At 34.6% G+C, this 22184-nt stretch carries 16 protein-coding genes and 1 pseudogene; 11 read left to right on the plus strand and 6 right to left on the minus strand.

Translation table 11 applies throughout. The features are described 5' to 3' along the window. Positions 1-29: 29 nt before the first annotated feature. The 3 genes from H710_RS03005 to lptF are packed head-to-tail and all read right to left on the minus strand — an operon-like array spanning position 30 to position 4690. Positions 30-2393: an LPS-assembly protein LptD gene (locus H710_RS03005; RefSeq protein WP_080772760.1), complete on the minus strand. Its 2364-nt coding sequence runs from the start codon at positions 2391-2393 to the stop codon at positions 30-32. Between the two features lie 12 nt (positions 2394-2405). After that, complete coding sequence (lptG, locus tag H710_RS03010; RefSeq protein ID WP_041849378.1) at positions 2406-3503, minus strand: LPS export ABC transporter permease LptG; 1098 nt, start codon at positions 3501-3503, stop codon at positions 2406-2408. Further along, positions 3500-4690: an LPS export ABC transporter permease LptF gene (lptF, locus tag H710_RS03015; RefSeq protein WP_041849379.1), complete on the minus strand. Its 1191-nt coding sequence runs from the start codon at positions 4688-4690 to the stop codon at positions 3500-3502. The genes lptG and lptF overlap by 4 nt, the downstream gene beginning before the upstream one ends. 374 nt (positions 4691-5064) lie before the next feature. Here lptF and H710_RS03020 point away from each other — a divergent pair, with 374 nt between their 5' ends. The 6 genes from H710_RS03020 to ndk all read left to right on the plus strand — a co-directional run bounded on the left by H710_RS03020 (position 5065) and on the right by ndk (position 10994). Further along, the gene (locus H710_RS03020; RefSeq protein WP_041849380.1) at positions 5065-5514 is read left to right on the plus strand and encodes a DNA polymerase III subunit chi; all 450 of its coding nucleotides are present in this window, start codon (positions 5065-5067) and stop codon (positions 5512-5514) included. Next, positions 5514-5693, plus strand: coding sequence for a hypothetical protein (locus H710_RS03025; RefSeq protein WP_041849381.1), 180 nt, complete (start codon positions 5514-5516; stop codon positions 5691-5693). The genes H710_RS03020 and H710_RS03025 overlap by 1 nt, the downstream gene beginning before the upstream one ends. Further along, positions 5686-5949 carry a hypothetical protein gene (locus H710_RS06340; protein WP_041849382.1) on the plus strand — a complete coding sequence of 88 codons (264 nt, stop codon included), beginning with the start codon at positions 5686-5688 and terminating at the stop codon, positions 5947-5949. Before H710_RS03025 ends, H710_RS06340 begins: the two co-directional genes overlap by 8 nt. An 807-nt stretch (positions 5950-6756) precedes the next feature. Further along, positions 6757-7032, plus strand: a complete 276-nt coding sequence (locus tag H710_RS03035) for an autotransporter outer membrane beta-barrel domain-containing protein (protein WP_080772761.1) — start codon at positions 6757-6759, stop codon at positions 7030-7032. A 402-nt stretch (positions 7033-7434) separates the two neighbouring features. Then, the gene (gene bafA, locus H710_RS03040; protein WP_041849502.1) at positions 7435-9825 is read left to right on the plus strand and encodes a BafA family autotransporter; all 2391 of its coding nucleotides are present in this window, start codon (positions 7435-7437) and stop codon (positions 9823-9825) included. A gap of 746 nt (positions 9826-10571) precedes the next feature. Further along, the gene (gene ndk, locus H710_RS03045; protein ID WP_041849384.1) at positions 10572-10994 is read left to right on the plus strand and encodes a nucleoside-diphosphate kinase; all 423 of its coding nucleotides are present in this window, start codon (positions 10572-10574) and stop codon (positions 10992-10994) included. 455 nt (positions 10995-11449) lie between these two features. Here ndk and pgsA read toward each other — a convergent pair whose 3' ends face one another. The 3 genes from pgsA to H710_RS03060 all read right to left on the minus strand — a co-directional run bounded on the left by pgsA (position 11450) and on the right by H710_RS03060 (position 15338). Next, positions 11450-12034, minus strand: a complete 585-nt coding sequence (pgsA, locus tag H710_RS03050; protein ID WP_041849503.1) for a CDP-diacylglycerol--glycerol-3-phosphate 3-phosphatidyltransferase — start codon at positions 12032-12034, stop codon at positions 11450-11452. An 83-nt stretch (positions 12035-12117) separates the two neighbouring features. Then, positions 12118-14091, minus strand: a complete 1974-nt coding sequence (gene uvrC / locus H710_RS03055) for an excinuclease ABC subunit UvrC (RefSeq protein ID WP_041849385.1) — start codon at positions 14089-14091, stop codon at positions 12118-12120. Positions 14092-14471: 380 nt separating this feature from the next. Beyond that, positions 14472-15338, minus strand: a complete 867-nt coding sequence (locus H710_RS03060) for a 23S rRNA (adenine(2030)-N(6))-methyltransferase RlmJ (protein ID WP_041849386.1) — start codon at positions 15336-15338, stop codon at positions 14472-14474. 1139 nt (positions 15339-16477) lie between these two features. On the opposite strand from H710_RS03060, the pseudogene tatC reads away from it, so the two are divergent. The 5 genes and pseudogenes from tatC to yajC all read left to right on the plus strand — a co-directional run bounded on the left by tatC (position 16478) and on the right by yajC (position 21808). Then, a pseudogene (tatC, locus tag H710_RS03065) lies at positions 16478-17264 on the plus strand (twin-arginine translocase subunit TatC). Between the two features lie 9 nt (positions 17265-17273). Further along, a complete protein-coding gene (serS, locus tag H710_RS03070) occupies positions 17274-18551 on the plus strand; it encodes a serine--tRNA ligase (protein ID WP_041849387.1) in 1278 nt (425 codons plus the stop codon). Positions 18552-18694: 143 nt separating this feature from the next. Further along, on the plus strand, positions 18695-19339 hold the full coding sequence (locus H710_RS03075) for a protein-L-isoaspartate(D-aspartate) O-methyltransferase (protein ID WP_041849388.1): 645 nt from the start codon (positions 18695-18697) through the stop codon (positions 19337-19339). Between the two features lie 163 nt (positions 19340-19502). Then, positions 19503-20696 carry a M23 family metallopeptidase gene (locus tag H710_RS03080; RefSeq protein ID WP_041849389.1) on the plus strand — a complete coding sequence of 398 codons (1194 nt, stop codon included), beginning with the start codon at positions 19503-19505 and terminating at the stop codon, positions 20694-20696. Positions 20697-21346: 650 nt separating this feature from the next. After that, positions 21347-21808 carry a preprotein translocase subunit YajC gene (yajC, locus tag H710_RS03085; RefSeq protein ID WP_041849390.1) on the plus strand — a complete coding sequence of 154 codons (462 nt, stop codon included), beginning with the start codon at positions 21347-21349 and terminating at the stop codon, positions 21806-21808. Positions 21809-22184: the final 376 nt, after the last annotated feature.

The raw sequence follows: 22184 nt of genomic DNA on the forward strand, positions 1-22184 counted from the left end.
ATAAGTTAAGACATTTATGTATTCTTTTCTTATAAATTGAGTTTTATTTTTTGACCAAAATCTGCAATTGTGCGCAATGAAAGAGAAAAATTAAAATTTTTCAAAGGCGCTTTTTCACCAGGATTTGTTATTTGTTGGTAACCAAATGTTATTCCAAAGCATTCATCTATGTAACTTAAATTTATTCCTTGTTTTACAAATTTTCTGGAGATTAAATCATAGCTAACATTGTTATTGATAGACCAATTGTTAGATAATTTAACACCAGTTTGAAAAGAAATTTCTTGGCGGTCTTGTGTATATTCGTAATCTGGTTGATTTTGGATATAGGTGTATTGTGTTGCTATCCAAAAATTTGACCATTTTTGTGATGCTTCTATTTCATTACGGCGAATTTTACCTGTTATTTTATTAAAACGTCCGCGAGATTCTACAGAAAAACCATTGTCGTGATTTACACCAAACATGGCGACATAGTCTGAACGTGCTGTTTCAATGCCAGAATAAGAACCTGTGTTAATAAGATCTTGTTCTGCAAAAGAATTTTTTCCTGCGAGATGGAAAGATTGTCCGACAAGGCTATAAAATGACCAATTCTTGCTAAGATTTCCAGAATATCTCAAACCTATATTAGCTCTTGTTCCTCCCTCTACACGATCATATCCAGAAAATTTATCGCGTTGAAATAAAGTGGTTGAGTCAAACACAAAACTTTGTGCATCTTCATTAGGGAATTGTCCAATATGGTGTTCGTTATTGCCTATAAAAATTTGTACTGTTGGTTCTAAGATATGTGTAGAAATTTCAGAAGTTATAAGTAAGGGATAACGTAATTCTAAACCTATTGTTGCCATGCTACGGATAGCTGATGAGGCAATATTAAACTTTGTTGAAGAGCTATTGAATGTATGAGTATTATAGTTTTCATGAACATTGCTTGCGATGGTATCGGCGCGTAAGGCAAGAGTAGGGATTATTATGAATCCATTTTGCGTGTTAAAACGCTTTTTCCATTCTAGTTCGCCTGTTAAACGAAAACTTTTTCCAGCAATGCCAGAAAGTTGAGTGATATTAAGTGGGTAATTTTGCCAATTAGTATTATTAAAGCCAGCATGGCTACGATAAATTGATTGCATATTACTGTTGAAGGTAAGTTCCCCAGCATAAACCGGTTCCTCTGGTGTCAAGAAATAATCAATGCGAGGGAGAACCCATGCTTGTTGAGAATGATTTGCATGAAAGGGATTATTAAACATTGAGTCTTGGATTTGGAAATGGTAAAAACGCATATCAAAGTAATTTTTACCTGTAAGACCATTCAAATAAAGCTGAGAAATTTGTACAGGGTTACTATAGGTTTCAATTTTGTATGCGCGGCTAAAATGTGAGTCTGACTGTGCAAAGATATCCCAGCCGTAAGTCCAGCGTGAATTAATACGAAAATCACCTTTTGTTGCCATCATATAACGATTGGTCTTTTGTGCATCAACAGTGTTATTGTCGAAGTTATGAGGATTGGTTTGGTATATATGGGCGAAGCGGATACTATAAATCCCCGTTTTTAAATGTTGACGCCATTCACCTTCGGTTAAAAGCCCTTGTTTCGTATAAAAAGTTCCAGACAGTGTAAAATCATAATGAGAGGACAAATTCCAGAAATAAGAGTTTTTTATACCGAGGCCAAGATGATTAGTGTAAAAAAAGTGAGGTATGAGTAAGCCACTGACACGTTTTTCAGCTGGGTCCGGTAGCTCAAAAACTGGAAATTTTATAACCGGTATACCAAAAATTTCAAAATGAGCATCTTCAAACCGAATTGTTTTTATGACATTATTCCATATGATTTTTTTTGCCTTGATTTTCCACAAGGTTTCTCCATTCGGCTTATCGTAGCAAGGTTTACAGGCTGTATAGGTAGCATTGTTAAAGATTGTTATTTGATGGAGACTACGTTGAGCATTGGCAGCTGCGAAATGTGTATTGTTAGCTGTTTCAATACGTAAAGAATTGATAAAACCTTCACCAAAGTCTTCAGTCATATCGATCTGATTGGAGTAGATTTTATTGCCATTTTTTTGAATAATTTCAACATTTCCTTGGGCTATAATACGTCCTATTTTTTGATTATAAGTGACGCTTTGTGCGGTAACTTTGTTGCCATCATATTCGATTTGGACATTTCCTTGTGCGGAAACAGTATTTATATCATGGTTGTAAATGAGTTCATCAGCGGAGAGTAAAAAAGGATTTTTTGAGTTTTGGACGTTATTGTGAAAAAATGGGGCCGGATTTTGCGCTTTTACAGAACAAGATAAAGCCAAGCCTAAAATAAAGCTGATAACGCTCTTTAAAGCTAATATACTTAATTTTGTTAAAATTATTTTTTGACTCATTAGCAGTTTCACTTAGCCATCCTCTTTATGCAGCAAAAAAGAGATTCCTAAAAATAATGCAATGATAACTGGTACCCACGCTGCGATAATTGGTGAGATGTATCCGGCATTGCCAAAAGCTTGAACGAGTACAGAAATTACATAGAGTACGAAGCCAGCAATGATGCCACTAAGGATTAATTTTCCAGATTGTTCGAGACGTGTAAATTTTAATGATACCGTTGCTGCAATAAGGGTCATCGCCACAAGTAATGCTGGTAACGCAATCAATGATTGTAAATACATATCAAATTTATTAGCAGAATAACCAAAGGATTGTGCAACTGCAATCTTTTTCGGTAATTTATAGAATGAAGTTGTTGCAGGATCAGCTAAATATTCAGTCAAGAATTCTGGTTTTAGATTCGTTTCGATCCGAAATTCAGTAAATTTCTCTGGAATATGGCCTGTTTTGTAGATTGTTCCATGAGTTAAAAACCAAGCACTATTTGTTAATGTCGCTTTTTGAGCATGGATCCAGTTCTTAATTGTTGCATCCTCGTTATATTGTACAAAGGTTGCATTGATAAGAGAGAGGCCTTCATCTGTGATTGATTTAGCACCAACAGTTGTTGTTCCTAAATCTGTATGTTGCGTAAACCACGGAATACGATGATTATTGAGAGAAGTTTGGACATTATTACTATTACTGTGCCATTCAGCCATTATTTTTTCTGCTTGGGAATATCCCCATGCAGCAAATGGATTAAAGAGAAAAATCGCAACTAATCCGAAGAAAAAAGCTCCAAAGCATGCAGGCATGAGAAACTGCCATGCGGAAACACCTATTGAACGAGCGATAACAAGCTCAAGTTTTCGGTTCAGAGAGATGAGCATTGTCATTGCAGAAAATAATGCAATGAAGGGAAAAAGTTGTTGCATGATAAGGGGAATGCGCAGAAATGAGATGAGAAGTGCACCCTTTGTTGTGTAATGGGGCAGAGAGGCTAGTCGACTAGAATTTTCTGTAAAATCAATTAAAAAGGCAAATATAAAAGCACCTAGCAAAAAATAACAGGTTATTCTGAGGTATTGTATAAAAAAATATCGTCCAAGAATCCATCTAATCATAACAATTTATCCGAAGAATATTGAGATTTTCGGTGTCCAAATTTTCCTATCATTTTCTGAAAAATGGTTCGAATGGTATCATTAAATTTTGCAAAAAAATCTATTTTACGGTTTATCAATAATCTGCAAAAGATGAATATGCTTGTTCCTATTGGCGTTATGTAGAGTAGTGGGATGTAAGCAAGGTTATTTTCTGTTTTTTCGACGAAAAAATATCTTACTAAGTAAATGAACAAGGAAAAAATAATCGCAGAAAAGGTTGCAGATATGCGTGCTTGCCGATATGAACGCGCATCTCCTGCTGCAGACACTGTAATTAATGCGAAAACAATAGGATATAACCATTCTGTAAGTCGTCGATGAAACTCGGCTCTATATTGGAGTGGTTGACGCTGATGGTTAGGATCATCTGGATCGGGGCGGTATAAGTAAGAAAGAGGTCTATCTTTAGGATAAATTATGGGGATTCTATCATTCGGGATGAATTCGCTAAGATTAAAGGTGTAGGAGCTGAATTTAATAATCGAAACGCTATCATTTTGATGATTGAGCCGCTTTATTTCACCATTATTAAGAACTAAAATATTCTCACTTTTATTGCTAACAATTGCTCCTTTGGTTGCATAATAAAAAAGGTCAATTTTAGGGTTACGCTGGTCTGCAATGAAAAGGCGCCCAATGGTTCCATCTGGATACCGTTCACCTATTCCTATATAAAGATTATTCGTTAATTTTTGAAAGCTTCCTTCATGAATAAACAGAGTAATGAGATCAGAATGAGCATTTGCTAACATTTCTCGCATATGAAGACGCGCTTGGGGTGCAACAAAATTAGTGATAAAAAAAGATGCACATGAAGCAAGAATAGCAAGAAAAAGAATTGGTTTCCAAATAGTAGTTTTGGGAATACCAGAGGCGCTAATAATCGTTAATTCTGAATCTTGATTCATTCTTGAAAGGGTGGTGATAATGGCAATCATTAACGCAAATGGGATAACAAGAGAAATGACAGAAGGAATTAATAAGGACGAAAAGTGTAGAGCTGTTAGGAATGTTTGTCCACTTGTTGTGAGAAAATTAATGCGTGCAAGGATTTGTACTGTCCAAATAATGCCAACTGCTGCAGTTATGACAGCGCTAAATAAAATAAAAATACGCTTTAGGATGTATAACTCAAGAATACGCATAGGTTGGATGACACCCTTATTTTTAACTTTAAAAAGATACACTAAAACATGTTAGGTCAAGATGTATAATAACAATTTAGAACAGTCTTTATGCGCGAGTGTTTCCTCTTAATGAACTAGGAGAAACCTTAATTGATCCTGATTATAATATTAAGTGTGGTGCACAAGAAAGTTAAAAAGATAGAATATTTTTTGTTAATCTAAAAAATTATGCTTCTTTTTTATTTATCGTTTTAACATATTGAACGAAAGACAATACCTACGATAAAGGAAAAAAAGCATTGTATTTTAAGTCATCTCGCTTCATGTGAGAAGTGTGAAAATATTTTAAAGGATGTTGGTTTTTGATGAGATGAAGAGTGGTGAAAATTAAGATGGTCGATATTCTTTTTTATCATTTAACACAGTCAACGCCGGAAAATGTTTTGCCGGTGCTTGTAGAACGTGCATTGAATAACTTTGGCAAAGTAACAATACAGTGTATCAGCGAAGAGAGACGAGATGCTATGGATAAGCATTTGTGGGTTTATGCTGATGGTGCGTTTATTGGGCACGGAACTGAATGTGATGAATATCCAGATTTACAGCCTGTATTTCTTACTACGGGGAATGAAAATCCGAACAATTCTACAATACGCTTTCTTATAGAGGGAGCAGTTTGTTCTGATATTCATAGTTATCAACGGTTAGTGATTATATTTGATAGTCATGATGAGACACAGTTAAATACTGCTCGTGCGCAATGGAAAAATTATAAAGCACAAAACCATAATGTAACTTATTGGCAGCAGACGGAAGATCGCTCTTGGAAAAAGAAAGCGTGATGCATATAACATCTTTTATTTTGATTTTTATCGGTATTATAGGGACGATGAAACCAGAACTCTTTATTATGGAGGGATCAGGAGGAGGTCGTTGGGTTTTTATTATAATTTTTCTTCTGGGGGCGATAAAAATATGGCCTATAATCAAAATGTTTGAACGGAATAACGATAGTGATTGATCAAATTTTTCTGAGTATTTGGGCAGTAGCGTTAGCTTTTTTTTGTGTTTCATGGTTAGGCACAACGCATATTTTATCACGAGTATTCTCTATGACTCACATTGGTATGGTTGTTGATATCTTATTCTTTTTTCTTTGCGTGTTTTTTTCTTGGTTATTGTGGTGGAGCGTGCCGCAACCTATATCTTTAAAAATGAAATTGGCAGTATCTTTACCGCCAACATTAATTTTGTTACTCTTCATAATTTTTAATTAGATATTCCTTCATTTTTTAAACCAACATAAGCGATATTGAAATGTTGCATCAGGTATTTTGTAATGCAAAGTATAGCGGATAAGCTTAAATAAATTCAAGAGTTACAGGCGCATCTGTGTATTGAGTTATCTATCAAGGCAGTAAAAAATAATTGATTTATGGTTATCGGTATATGCTGTTTTAGAGGTATATAAAGGATGAGAGTGTATTGGCTCCTTATTCTTAATTAAAGGGGATGCCCATTTTCAAGTATGACATTTCAATGATTAGAAAATTTTCCTTGAGAAGACGAAAGTGTATTTTATTATATAATAGGCTATCGATTTTATTGCATATTTTATTTTATCTCCTATGTGATGAAGAGTTTTTAAAGGCATTTATTGTTCAAAATAATATAGGTGTTATTGTATATTCGTTATTAAGAAAAAATGCTTTATGAAATGAAAAGATATTTTTAAAAAACAATAAATTTATTAAAGATATTACGATTATTAATTGAAATTTGATTGCGTAGAACTACCTACATCCGGTGTTTGTGTAAGCAACTAAGAGTAGGGTGAATCTATGCAGTATAAGTGGAAATTAAGTTATTGGGTATTGATGGTTAGTAGGTAGTTGTCTTGTACAACCTACAGGTGCGTCGAGTTTGTGTGATGTCGTACTCCCCTGAAAGTGATGTTGGATATAGTCAATATGATTATAACTGTAAGGTTAAAAAAACAGGAGAACTTATACATATTAAAGAAACTGAAGAAGGTGTGATGATAATCAAATCCTATGATAAATTAACCTATTTTGGTGGTTATTATGGTAACGACTTATATTGCAGCATCTTGGTTACGTGAGTATATTGATGATAATTATGTGACGATTAATAAACAGAATAAGTTTATAATTAATTTATCAGGAAATACTGGGAAATTTGGACTTGGTTTAAAAGGTTCAGTAAGTGATAATTTAACGCTTTATGTGGAAGAAAATTATCTTAAAGGGAGTAAGAGGAAACAATCGGTTTCTGGTTTGTTAGGTGTGCGCTATAATTTTCAGAAGTGCGTAAAAATTGAAAATATAAATATCCTTTGATCATGATTAGAAATGTTGTTGTTTTTTAAGTTTGATATTTCAGTGATCAGAGGATTTTTTTTATTATAAATTATTGAGAGGATTCTCTTGATAATCACATAGCATTGGGTAAGATCATACACTGTTGTGTCAGTGAGATACTTCTGCTTAGCTTATATTAATAACTTCATTTTGTATTTTATTTAAATGAAGATGTAATATGTATATTTTAATGAGTTCAGTTTACTTTCTCTACTGTAAGTGATTATTTAAGTTTGTTTTGCTTTTTGAAAACCATTTATGTACGGCTCTTAAAATACATTATAATATTAATTTGTAATATTAAATACATTATGATATTAATGAGAAAAATGAATAAGGGGATATCAATGTATAATAATTGTTAGCTTGGGAGTCTGGGTTGTGAAAAATGAATATAAATTGGTTTTTTGGTCGCTAGTAATTAGTAGCTTTCTTACACAAAGTGCAAATGCAGAAGAGCGGAAACAGTTGGGGAGTGTTCTTTTAGATGGGCGTAGAGTTCCTATTTATGAAGCGCCGGATGTCAAAAAAGTCCTCTCTCCAGGGTCTCGGCGTATGACGAATAATACAGTAGTTGACGGTGGTCAGATTGAAATTGTTAAAGATGGCGGAACTTCAATGAGTGCTACTGTAATGGTGGGTGGAATACAAGTAGTTACATCTAAAGGGTATGCAATAAACACAAGGGTTAATGGTGGTCAACAATATATTTTTGAAACAGAAAATTTTGATTCTTCAGAAAGGGAGATAGGATCGAGTCATTCAAGAGCAGAAAATTCAGGGAGAGGCAGGCCTCCTCGGGATACAAGCGTTACAGGAAGGAAGGCTGCTAGTGCTTATGATGCTATAATTTCCGGTAAAGATGAAACATGGGGAGAGCAGAATATATATAGTGGTGGAGAGGCTTGGGCAACACAAGTGAGAAAGGGAGGTGTGCAGAACGTTTTTAGTAATGGTACTGCATTTAAAACTAAGATATTTGATGGTGGGGAGCAGTACGTTTTGTTGGGAGGTAAGGCTGAGGATGTTACTTTACAGGATGGTGCTAAGCAAGTGGTGTCTGCCGGTGGATCTGTGAAGGATTTAATTATCGGTAGAAGAGCACGATCGTGGGTGGAGATTGGTGCAAAGTTAAAAGGGGAAATAGATGTTAAGGAGAAAGGGCATCTTTATTTTTATGATAATAAAAATAAAAGTCGCGTTATAGGAGAAAGAGTTGAGGTAGTTGGGGGGGAGCTGATGGACTTGTTTTCTATTGATGTGCAAAGAGATGCAAGTCGTTCTCAGATTAATATTGATGGTTTAATGGGTAATGGAAAAGTCCATTTACCTGTCAGTGGTTATAGAGGGCGTTATCCTCAGCTTCTTATTGGTAAGCTCTCAGGGAGTTTACATTTCATTTTAAATCTTGGCGCTCTAGAGCATAATGGTAATTTACTTCGTATTCGAGATGACAGTAGTGGTGATCACAAAGTAAGCATTGTCGATACAGGTGTTGAATCTGCAAACTTTTCCACATTAACGAGTAGGTTGAATTTGATTACTGATGCTGTTGGAGGAGCTCAATTTTCTTTGGCAAATCTTTCTGGCGATAGCATTAAAAGTGTCGATTTGGGAGTTTATAAGTATATTCTGAAAAACGATGAAAAGAGTCAAGACACTGATAATGAGAAAGATAAAAGAACTTGGTATTTGGCTTTAGATACTGAAAGTGGTAAAAATTCCACTTTTTTGCGTAAAAGGCAGAGACGTCGGGTTATTGATCTAGATTATGAAGATGATGGTTCAAATTATAGTGGGTATACGGCTGATGAGATCTCCCTTCCTTCGTCTTTAGAGAATATGCAAGCTGCTCATTTTTCAACCACTCCATCAACTGATGCCATATTGTCTATGGCAGTATCTTCTGAGCTTATTTTTCATAATGAATTAGAAAATTTGCGTTCCGGTAGAGGCATTGTAGACAGAACCAAGAAAGATACTGCTTTATGGACTGCTTTTTTCAAAGACAAAGAGCGCCTCTCTACAGGCCATACACATTTTGATCTTGGTCAGACAGGTATTGTGTTGGGTGCTGATTTTTTGAAAGAACTGACAAATGGAAATCTGTTTATTGGTGGTTTTAGTGGTTATGATCAAGCATGTATCACACATAAAGCTGGTGGTGTGAGTGGTGTAAACACTTACAGTTTAGGAATTTATGCAACCTATTTTGATCATAACGGATGGTATTTGGATGGTACTGTAAAATATAATAGTTACCAAAATGACCTTAAGGCTGTTTCTACAAATGGCTTAGTGATACAAGGAAATTATCGACAATCAGCTTTAGGAACATCTTTTGAAACCGGTTATCGTTTGGAGACAGGGTACAATAGTTGGATGCAACCTTATAGCCAATTTGCATGGGTATATGTTGCAGGTAAAGAAATTGAACTTTCGAATGGTATGAGGGGTGATATAGAGGCCTCCACATCGTTCCGAACAGAAGTAGGGTTTTCTTTGGGGCATGACTTTAATGTGGGTGATAGCGCTTTTGTAAGTTATCTTACAGCTTCTTGGCTGCGTGAGTATATTGATGATAATCATACAACGATCAACAAAAAATATAAATTTATAACTGATTTATCAGGGAATTCTGGGAAATTTGGAGTGGGCTTGAAGACTCTAGTTAATGATCGCTTAACGCTTTATGCGGAAGCACATTATCTTAAAGGGAGTAAGAGGAAAGGATCAGTTGATAGTTTAATTGGCGTGCGTTATAGTTTTTAGAGGTATTATTTGAAATATTAACTGCATAAGTCTTTTTGATCATTGTAAAGGTATAATTTTTATTAAATATTTATTTTGATTAGCAGGCTGGTGAAAGGGAATGTAAATCGTAATTTATATCATAATATAAGATCGTAGATCCTTTTGTGTATTACGGTTTTGTCTTTTTAGCGATGAGGGGTTTATTTTTTCGATGTGGTTAGTGTAATTTTATTCTATGAGAACCTCGCTGTGCTTTGTTTTTTAAATTGATCATCTAACAACATCAAAAAGTAATGTTGTTATTTTAATATAATTGAGATGTAAGTGATCTTTATTAAAATTGTGATCATGGTGGATGATGAATAATTGTAAAGGTTATATGGGCTATATATTTGATGAGCTAAAAGCTTTTCAATATCAACAAGTTGATATTGTCATTATCGATAAGTAAGGGATCCGATTCAGTAACGATATAGTTTTTAATACAACACAGTATTCATCAATAAAAATTCCTTTGTATTTTATATCATTAGCGTGGATATAATGAAAAGCTTAATTCTTGTGATTTTGTATCAGCCAAATAATTATTTAGTATTTAAAATAAGAGATTGATAATCACGACTATCTTTAATTTATTGAAGTAGATTCTATTAAAATTATTGTAATTGAGAAATTAATACAGATTAAGTGACGATCACTTGGCAAAATCTTCTTTGCTCGCTATAGAATAGAGAGAGTTACATAAGTGAAATAAAGGTAGTTAAATGGCTATAGAACGTACATTTTCGATGATTAAACCAGATGCAACACGTCGTAATTTGACCGGGGCAATTACAAAAATGCTTGAAGACACAGGTTTACGTGTTGTCGCCTCTAAGCGTGTGTGGATGAGTCGACGTGAAGCTGAGGGATTTTATGCCGTTCACAGAGAGCGTCCATTCTTTGAGGAGCTTGTAGAATTTATGTCTTCTGGTCCAACTGTTGTGCAGGTTTTAGAAGGTGAAAATGCAATCATGAAAAACCGTGAAGTTATGGGAGCTACGAATCCTGCAGATGCAGAGATGGGAACGATTCGTAAGGTATACGCTCTGTCAATTGGAGAAAATTCTGTTCACGGTTCAGATAGTCCTGAAACTGCAAAGACAGAAATAGCTTATTGGTTTTCTGATATTGAAATTGTTGGTTAATAATTAAATTTAAGTTATCTATAAGATACAGAAACTCCCAATAATATCTTGGGAGTTTTTACAAAGTCACTAATTTTCTAAACTAAAAATGTGTGTGAAGATCAAAATCTTTTCTATTTAAGTGATTCCTGTTATGAATGTCATCAGATTATGTGATGGTTTTTTCTCTAATTCATAATAAGGATAAAGCAATGGACAAAACTCATGTGAAGCTGTTGTTCATTTATTTAACAGATCCTTCTTGTAGATTTTATGCTAATAATATCTAAGTAGAAGTGTATTCGGTATATATATGTTCAGCAATGACGCTACTTTAGCTAGAAAACAATGTAATAGCGCATCATGAAGTTTTTAAATTTCATCATTGATATTCAAAGTAATACAAATCGTGTGTAGAAGATGTCAGATGCTTTTTAATTGTTGGTTATAAAAAATACAATTTCAATATTTTTATTTTATGTAATGACATGTTTTAAGCCTGCACGAAAATAATCCCATCCTGTCCACAATGTAAGAAGAGCTGAAACCCAAAGCATAGCTATACCGAATTCTATTGTATAAGGGATAATTTTATCACCAGCTGGGCCTGCTAAGAGAAATATGATAGCTATCATTTGAACAAAAGTTTTCCATTTCGCAAGACGAGAAACAGGAACACTGACTTTCAGTTCAGCTAAATATTCACGTAATCCTGATACAAGAATTTCTCGGCATAGAATGATAATTGCTGCCCAAAGAGTCCACCCCGCGATAGTACTATCCGCAGCAAGCAATAACAAGCAGGCAGATACAAGAAGCTTATCTGCAATTGGATCCAACATGCGACCAATATTAGATGTTTGCTTCCAAATACGGGCAAAATAGCCATCAAAAAAATCAGTAATGGACGCAATAATAAAAATGGAAACAGCAGTCCAACGTGCTATATCGCTTGATTGTAGTTGCCCTTCTAAAAAAAAGCACGCCACAACAAGTGGAACTGCAACAATACGTGCATAAGTTAAAATATTTGGAAAAGAAAAGGTATAATCCTTTTTCATAGAGCCATTTTCCATCCTTTTTGAAGTCAAGCACATGTAACAATCTAAGTAACAAGGCAGAGATTATGAGACAAGCTTTATTTTTAATTAAAATGGTTATGAATGTTTTGCGCTATCGTAATAGAAATTCCCGAAACTTTTGTTAAGTCTTCTATAGATGCGTTGGCAATGGCTTTGGCGCTTCCAAAATAGTGCAGTAAAGCACGCTTTCTTGTTGGACCTATATTGTTGATTTCATCAAGCGGATTTTTGAATATTTCCTTTTTTCTTTTTGTTCTGTGAGTCCCAATTGCAAAACGGTGTGCTTCATCACGTAGACGTTGCAGAAAATAAAGAATTGGATTACGTGGGGAAAGTGTAAAGGGAGGTTTTCCTTGTATAAAGAATCGTTCGCAGCCTGCTTCACGATCAGTCCCTTTCGCTATGCCTACTACTGTGATAAGATCATCCACTCCCAATTTAGATAATATTGTACGGACAATATTTGTTTGTCCTTCACCACCATCAATTAATATAAGGTCAGGCCACATAGGAAAAGAATTTTCATTCTCTATATCTTTATTTTTGGTGGGTAAACCATATGTTTTGATGAGGCGCGAAAATCTTCGTTCAATGACCTCCTTCATCATGCCTAAATCATCTCCAGGTGTGATATCAGTCGAGCGAATATTAAATTTGCGATATTGATTTTTGATAAATCCTGTTTGGTCAGCAACAATCATGATACCGACTGCATTTGTGCCCATGATATGTGAATTATCGTAAACTTCTAAACGGTGTGGAGTGCGAGATAGTTGGAATATTTCAGCAAGATTCTGAAAGAGTTTTATATATGTTGACGTTTCAGAAAGTTTTCGCTCGAGTGCTTCATAAGCATTCGTGTAAGCATGGTTAATAAGGGTTTTTCGTTCACCGTTTCGTGGTAAAGATAAGGATATTTTGCAGTGTGCTTTTAAATTTAATGCCTCTGTAAGAAGCGCTGCTTCTTCAATCTCTTTAGACAAAAGGATGAGTTTTGGAATTGGCTTATTATCATAAAATTGGGCAATAAAACTCGCTAAAATCTCAGCACTAGAAAAAGATGGATCTGCTTTTGGAAAATAAGCTTGATTTCCCCAATTTTGTCCCATACGAAAAAAAAATACTTGAATACAGGTCATGCCGCCTTGTTGTGCAATAGCAAACACATCCGCTTCTTCTATTGTGCGAGGATTAATGCCTTGGTGGCTTTGTATGTGAGAAAGGGCCGATAAACGGTCACGATAGTTTGCAGCTCGTTCAAAATCAAGATTTTCTGCAGCTTTATGCATGGCTTGTACCATGTCTTGTTTAATTGATTGACTTTTTCCAGAAAGGAAAGCTCTTGCTTCTTTTACGAGCTTTATATAGTCACTATTGTTAATTTCATTCGTACAAGGGGCTGAGCATCGCTTTATTTGGTGAAGTAAGCAAGGTCGTGTACGGTTTTCAAGAACTGAATCCGTACAGGTTCGTAATAAAAAGGCACGTTGTAGAACATTGATTGTTTGTGTAACCGCACTAGCAGAGGCAAACGGTCCAAAATAATGAGCTTTTCGCGTTCGGGCACCACGATGTTTGTAAAGTGCAGGGATTCGATGATCATCGGTAATAATGATATAAGGAAAGCTTTTATCATCGCGCAATAATATATTAAAACGTGGTTGTAATTTTTTGATGAGATTAGCTTCTAATAATAAAGCTTCTATTTCTGTATGGGTAACAACAAATTCCATATGAGATGTTGCACGAATCATACGAATAATACGGTTATTATGGCCTTGTTCATGAGTATAGTTTGAAACTCGTTTTTTTAAATTACGTGCTTTGCCAACATAAAGAACATCGCCATATTCATTAAACATCCGATAAACCCCTGGTTTATGGGGAAGATGTTTAACAAATTCTTGTATGAGTGCAGATCCTTTGGATCCATTGTTATTCTCATTGTTTCGATTGGCACTATCCCATATAATATCAGATAGGAACGGTAAATTTTTTTCATTTGGACAAGAAGGTGTGTTGCTTTTTCGGGTCATTTAGCTTTTCCAGCAATATTTTTATTTCCCACATGAGATATTTTCATTAAACGCTATCATGTGTATATTCATAGTTTTTTCCATAAATAATGCATATAGCACGATATTTTACGATTTTTTAGTCGCGTTATTTTAATTAAATACTACAAAGATAATTTGACAAAGCAGTTTTATGCAACTGTCAACTTGCAACTCATTTGATTGAAATGGTAATTTTATTAATCACGATTTTTAGATAGTTTTGTTTAAAAACTAAGTTTGTGATTTTGGTTATGATTGTATGCATTGCTGGTTGATGATTATCTGAGGGGTTTTAAAAACATTATTAAAGTGATGTACTGAAATGTATTTTATAATATTTATTAAAATTTAAAAGACTTTTATGCAACTAAGCCTTCACCATTTATCCATTGATAAGTAATGTGTGCACTTTTATCTTGTCTGAGACAAGTGATAAGAAAAAGGCTAATTTTTCTCATTTCTTCTTCAAGAAGATAAGGAGGATTAATAAGAATCAAACCGCTTCCATTCATCATGGGCACAATTGAATTTTTTCGGATACGCATTTCGAGTTGTAGAATTTTGGGAATATCTGTTTTATGAAGCGTATGAAGAAAATTTTCAATGTCTTTATCGTACTTAACAGGATACCATAAGGCGTAAATGCCACCAGGAAAACGCCGATATGCTTTCGCTAATCCTTCAATAAGACGAGAAAATTCACCAGGATTTTCAAAAGAGGGATCAACAAGGATGAAGCCGCGTTTTTCTTTTGGAGGTAGATGAGCATTTAAAGATAGCCAACCATTCAGATGCAGCACTTTTGTTTGGTAATCACCAGAAAAATTATTGGCTAAAGTTTGGTAATCTTCATCATGTAATTCAATGGCAGTGAGTCGATCTTGTTTACGTAACAATTTGCGAATGAGAATAGGTGATCCAGGATAGAATGTGATTTTTCTATTATTTTTTTGATTAAATGCATAAATCACATCAAGCCATGGATCAAGGAGTGTTTGTAAATCTTCGGGAATAGGGTTGGATAAAATTCGTCCAATACCCTCACGCCATTCTCCTGTTTTTTGCGCTTCTAGGGAAGAGAGATCATACAATCCGATTCCAGCATGCGTGTCTATAACGCGAAAAGCTTTCTCCTTTCGCTTGAGATATTCTACGATGCGTGTGATAATGACATGTTTGAAAACATCAGCAAAATTGCCAGCATGATAGATATGCCGATAATTCATAAAATAGACTCTATTCTATACGATTGTTGATTAAATTTCTAAATGTATGATAATAATTCTTACATCAATAAAGCGCTATTAAAAAACAATATATCTTACAAAAACGAATGTTTTTTTAAGATTGTCGGTCGATATAGTTATATCTATGATTGTGTTATTCCTTACATAAAGCTTTCATGAACAAAGATCCAGAAGGTTGCGTAGAGATTTTTGATAACAAAAATATTTTTCAGAAAACCAGATTGGTTTATCTAGTATCTAAAAAGAAGCTTATTCACTATTTATTATAAAAATGCAGAAAATTACAAAATTTCTGATAAAAATTAGGAATAAGTATGCTGAAATGAGATATTATGTAAAAAATATCGAGTACTATAAAAGTAAATAGCTATTTTACTAAATAAAAGTTTTATCAAAAATAAAGAGGATTGTTTCCTTTTAAGGGAAGTCTTCTGTATGATGTATGAAGTTATAATTTTGTGTGTGACACTCAAATATATCTTTAAAAAATAGTGCGGAATATGAAAATATCTCAACCAATATTGGTAAAACGTATAGCGAGTATTAAAAAATACTCCTTCTACTCAGGCTGGAAAAACAACTACTGCTAAAAATATATGTAAAATACTAGAATTAAGCATTAGTTCTTTTGAACAAAAAAGTTGAGCATCAGAAATATTTTTGATTAGTGGGACAGAGTTTTAGTTATTTCACTTGTTCTCATCATTGTTGTTGGAGCAAAAAAATACCAAAAATGTTAAGGGTTAAGCAAAGGCAGAAGCATAATATGCGCGTTCAACAGTTTAATGAATTTCGTCATCAATTTGATGATGCTATAAAACAGGCTGAGCTAGATAATGAAAAAGGGTATTATCGGGTGTCGACCATTTGAATCCTCGTGAAGAGTTAACAAAATTTTTGATTCAAGTTATGATACAGTGAATGAAATTTACGATTAGTGTAAATATAATACCATTTTATAAATTGAAAAAGGGAGAAGAGATTTGTGAATATAGTCAAGACAAATTGAGTGAAAATTTAAACACTATCTGCTGATTATTGTGATCATGGAGTTGTTTGTGTAGTTCGAAATGAGAAAGAAATGTCGTGAATCCTAAAAAAATGAAGTTGATGCTAATATGGCACCATTGTTGGAGTATTTGATTGAGCTCCGTTAGCGAATTATTGCAGCTCTGATTGCATTTTTTATAGCTTTTATTATTTATTATATGTTTTTTTCAAAGATTATATTTTGAATTTTTTAATATGGTCTTATCAATGGGTGATGAAAATATCAGGTGGTGATCTTGAAAATGTTCATCTTCAATCAAAGCAAGTATGGGGAATTTTTTTAACAAAAACGAAGCTTGCTGCTTCTGGTATTGTTGTTTTATCTTTTTCCTATATAGCTTTAGCACCAAGGCGTTATAAAAGTGAGCGTATGGTTTTTTACCATTTTCTTATAGGTGTCCCGTTTTATTTTTGGTTAGAGGAGCATTTATTTATGGTCTGTTAGCGCTAATAATGCTTTAGTTTAGTTTTTTTCAACAGTTTTTGCCGGATCTTTATTTAAGGATAGAGTTGATAGCTCGTATTTCAGATTATCTGAGTTTTATAGCATGGTTGATCTTGATTTTTGGTTTGATTTCCAACTATCTCTTATTACTAGTTTTTTAATGAAGGTTGGATTGTTAACATCTCATATGTTAATATCCATTTGAAAGTGAGTTATTCTGATTTCCTTTGTTATTGCGGCTATGGTGACGCCATCAGGTTTTTTTTACTATGTTTGCAGTAGTGCTACCAACCGTAGTTCTCTATGAAGTGTCGATTTTAATAGCTTACTGGATGGAAAAGAAAGAGAAATCATTCTTAATGAAAGTTTATATTTTTATGATACGAGGCTCATGGAAACGATACAAATGAGGAATTTTTATGCTTGACATTAAATGGATACGTGAAAATCCTGAAAAATTAGATGCAGCACTAGCAAGTAGAGGCATTGAGCCACATGCTGAACGGTTAATAGCACTTGATCTTGAACGTCGATCACATGTTGCCAAAGTGCAATGTGCAAAAGAGCGCCGCAATTCAGCTTCTAAAGAAATAGGCCAAGCTTTGGCTGCAGGTGATCAAAAAATTGTTGAGCGTATTAAAGCTGAGGTTGAGGAGATTAAAACTTTTCTTTCTTCTGCCGCAATAAAAGAAAAGCAGTTAACCGAGAGTCTTGAAAAGATACTATCAGCTATACCAAATATTCCGTTAGATTCTGTTCCAAAGGGTGAAAATGAAGAGGCCAATGTTGTTATTCGACATTTTGGTACACCCCCGATATTTAATTTTATACCAAAAGAACATTTTGATCTTGGTCAAAATCTTAAGCAGATGGATTTCGAGCGAGCAAGTCGTTTATCGGGTGCGCGTTTTACTGTACTTTCAGGGGCGTTAGCTCGGCTTGAGCGTGCATTAGGTCAATTTATGCTTGATGTACATGTTAATGAGCATGGTTATGAAGAAATTTCTCTTCCTCTTCTTGTGCGTGATGAGATTGTTTATGGAGCAGCGCAACTGCCGAAATTTGCTGATGATCTTTTTCGAATTACAGATGGTCGGTGGCTTATTTCTACAGCAGAAGTGCCATTAGTCAATTTGGTAAATGGTGAAGTTCTTAATGAATCAGATTTACCATTGCGATTTTCCTCTCTTACCCCTTGTTTTCGTTCAGAAGCAGGAGCAGCCGGTCGTGATACACGTGGTATGTTACGTCAACACCAGTTTTGGAAGGTAGAGATGGTGTCGATTACCACTGAAGAACAGTCCTTAATTGAACTGGAACGTATGACAGAGTGTGCAGAAGATATATTGAAGCGGCTTGGGTTACCTTTTCGTACTGTGATTCTTTCTACTGGTGATATGGGGTTTGCTTCATGCAAAACCTATGACATTGAGGTTTGGCTTCCAGGTCAAGGGTGTTACCGTGAAATTTCAAGTTGTTCAGTTTGTGGTGATTTTCAAGGACGGCGTATGAATGCTCGATATCGTAAAGACAGAGATAAAACATTGCATTTTGTGCATAGTTTGAATGGTTCAGGTACCGCTATTGGTCGCTGTCTTATCGCTATTCTTGAAAATTATCAGCAAGCTGATGGATCGATTATTATTCCAGATGCTTTGCAACCTTATATGAAGGGAATAAATTGTATCACTGCCTAAGTAACGTAAAGTGAAGTTGGTATAGATTTATTGCTGATGAGCGATAATTAATCTGTACATGAATGATAATTCTGTAAAGAGATCACTCATGCATAAAAATAGCTACTATATTGGAGATTGAATGACATTATGGAGAGAAGGACATTCTACAATTTCGTGAGAAATTAGCAAGCCTTGTGCTGAAAATGCGTGGTAAAGGAATTGATGATGTAAATTTTTTTGCAGCATTTGAGAAAATTCCACGTCAATATTTTGTTGCTGCTCCTTGGCTTAATAGTGCTTATGATAATAAAGTTATTCCGATTGAATGCGGTGAATATATTGAGCGTTTGGAGGAGCAACTTTTGATTCTCTTTGCGTTGTCATTGAGAAAAAAACACCGTGTTTTAGAAATTGGTACAGGCTCAGGTTTTTGTTCTGCTCTTACCGCATGTTTAAGTGATCGTGTAGTAACAGTTGATCGTTATAAAACACTTGTTGATCTAGCACGGCAAAAATTTCAAACTTTAGGAATTGAAAATATTGTTGTGCATCAAATTGATGGTAGTCGAGGTGTTACAGGTTTTGGGCTATTTGACCGTATTCTTATTTGGCCATCACGCTCTGATGAACCAGAAGATTTTTTAGAGCTTTTAACTGGAAATGGTATTCTTATTCAAGCTATTGGGCCAGATGAAGGAGTGCAGATGGTTACACGTTATATAAAAAATGATAGCCGATTTAAGCGCTTAGAAATGTTTCAAGTGCGCTATCAACCTTTTATTAAAAATGTTGCGGCAGTTCTGTAATTTTAGGATTAAGAGTCGCAAAATATTCCATTTGGTTACCTGATGATGAGCTCAATTTGATTTTTTATCAGCATGTTTATAGATAAAATGTTTAATTTTAACTTTTAGGTAATATTAGCAATATTTAATAGAGTCAGTTGAGCATTGGCTAATGAGAAAATTCATGTATTTGAAAACTTTGAATGACATTTTTCGGTATAATTTTCAGAGGATTGTTCTTTTAGCAGTAGCAACAATAATTACAGGTTGTAGTTCTGGTACACAGCGTTTTTTTGATGGTTTTTATGAGGGGGAGGCGTCTACTCAGTTAACTGAAAATACAGCTATGTCTTCTGATAGACGAATAATATCGCAAAGCAGTGTAATACAAAGTGATGAATTGCCACCTGTGGAACCGCTTTATTCTTCAGGGGATCATAATCATGCTTCATATAATTTTTCAGGACAAGAGGCAGGATTGTCTTTTCGCGAAAACAGGGTTTCTCCCGATGGACGGATTATGGGCGCACCACCGAAAAATCTTGGAACGCTTTCTCGTTCAAATGTGAATAATTCTTCCGTTTTTCAAAGGGGATCCTACATCGTGCAGAGTAGAGATACACTATCTAGTATCGCACGGCAAAAGGGAATCAGTGTCGAGGCATTAAAAGTGGCAAACGGTATGGGGGATAATGCTATTTATATCGGTCAAAAACTCGTTATTCCAGATAAACAAACAGTTGTAACTTCGAATGCTCAAAATAATGCTGTAGGTTCATCAACAACTACATCCTCAGCTCAATCTAAAGGTGTATCCTCTGTTAAAACAGAGAAGATATCTTCTGCATCACGCTCTGTAAACACTGCACCTGCTGCAACAATTAATACGTCAGATATTAAAAAGAATGTTTCTAAGCAGATGACTACTTCAAAATCTGCAAATAATTTATCGAAGACGGTTAAGGATTTAGATAATGTTACTGTTCCTCAGGCAACAGGAATTTCTAAGATGCGTTGGCCGGTACGAGGACGCTTGTTAAGTCACTTTGGGCAAAAAAAGGGAACAATAACCAATAGAGGGATAGACATTAATGTACCTGAAGGTTCATCAGTGAAGGCAGCTGAAAATGGTGTTATTATCTATGCAAGTGATGGATTAAAAGAACTTGGAAATGTTGTCATGATTCGACATGAGGATAACATTATCACTATTTATGGTCATAATAGCAAACTTACTGTGAGTAGAGGGCAAAGAGTAAAACGTGGTGATGAAATTGCTAAATCAGGTATTTCAGGAGATGCTACAACACCGCGTGTTTATTTTGAGATACGTCAAAATTCTATACCCGTCGATCCTGCTCAGTATTTAGAGAACTGATTCGGTTCCTTCGATTTTAAAAATTCATTTATGTTAAACGCTGTAATATCAGTTGATTTAACGTAAGATATTTTTCGAGTTTCTGTATAACTGAGTAAGTTTATCAAAATTTTCCATGTTGTGCTTTATGTTAAGGTATCATAGTAATTTCAGAGCCATTTCACAGACTATAAGGTGAACATCAACATCAATCAAGAATATTTTTTGATATCTATGATGGGTAAATTTGATTAGGGATGTTTTGATCTAATTGATGTTTTGTAGGATAGGTGAAAACTCATTGGTACAAGTTCTTGTAATCGCATGCAATTTTTACGCATTGTTGATGCGATGATTGAGATTGATGGCAATATAATTAACGCGGTTAACGGCTTTGTGTATGTATAATTTTTAAAGGTTTTGAACAGGATGATCAGCCTAATCCTCAAGGTTGAATTTCATTTAAATAAAATGGCATACATGAATAATTATCTAATCTAATTCTAAGATAGGGAAGCCTATTTTTCTCTTTTTTAATGGATTAGAAAGATAGTCTTTATTCATATACAAAAAGTGATATAAATCTGTTTTTTATATATTTTTTCTCTGAATCAAGAGCTTGTTTTGATTAGAGTGAAAAATACTTAAAGTTTAATCTGTAGGAGATAAAAATGTTGATTACCAGTGCTCAGGCTCAGGTTGCAGGTGGTGCTGCTAGCGGAACGTCGTTTGTTACCTTTATTCCTTTTATTTTAATTTTTGCGATTATGTATTTTTTAATTATTCGCCCGCAGCGTGTGCAAATGAAAAAGCGGCAAGAAATGCTTAATTCTGTACGTCGTGGAGATGTAGTTGTAACAGGTGGCGGTATCATTGGTAAGGTTATAAAGGTTCATGATGAAATTGGTGAATTAGAGGTTGAAATTGGTGAAAATATGCGTATCCGCATTCTGCGTTCAACGTTAGCTGATGTGCGGGTTAAAGGTGAGCCAGTTTCAGAAGAGAAAGCAAAACCTAGTGCTAATAAGGTAAAAACACCTAAAAAGTCTGGAGATAAAATCACAATAAAAAACAATGTGGCTGTTGCTAAAAAGGCAAAATCTGCATCAGAGGAAGAGAAACCAAAAGCGTAATTGTGATTTATAATATCTCTGTTTTTTACAGAGATGTTTTGGATCTGTGAAGAAGCGTTTATTTATGGGTGTTGCAGAAGTGTGAGCTGTTTTAGCCATAATACTAAGTGTTTTGCATAATTGAAGTTGTTTCTTTTAAAAAAAGAGAGATAGTGTAAATTTCTCATTTTTGATGGGTATAAGGTCATTGAGTGTGATTTATCGGAATTTTTTACATTATTGGCGACGTTTTTGTGTGTTCATTACTTTAAGCACTGTTGGATAAGAGAAATTTTGTATTGATATTACTATAAGCGTTATTATCAAAGCCTATGATACATCAATGTTTATTGCTGTTTTTTGAATGAAAAAGCGCAATAGGGGAGCAAAAAAGGAC

This window comes from Bartonella bacilliformis Ver097 (assembly GCF_000709795.1).
Classification (GTDB): Bacteria; Pseudomonadota; Alphaproteobacteria; order Rhizobiales; family Rhizobiaceae; genus Bartonella; species Bartonella bacilliformis_A.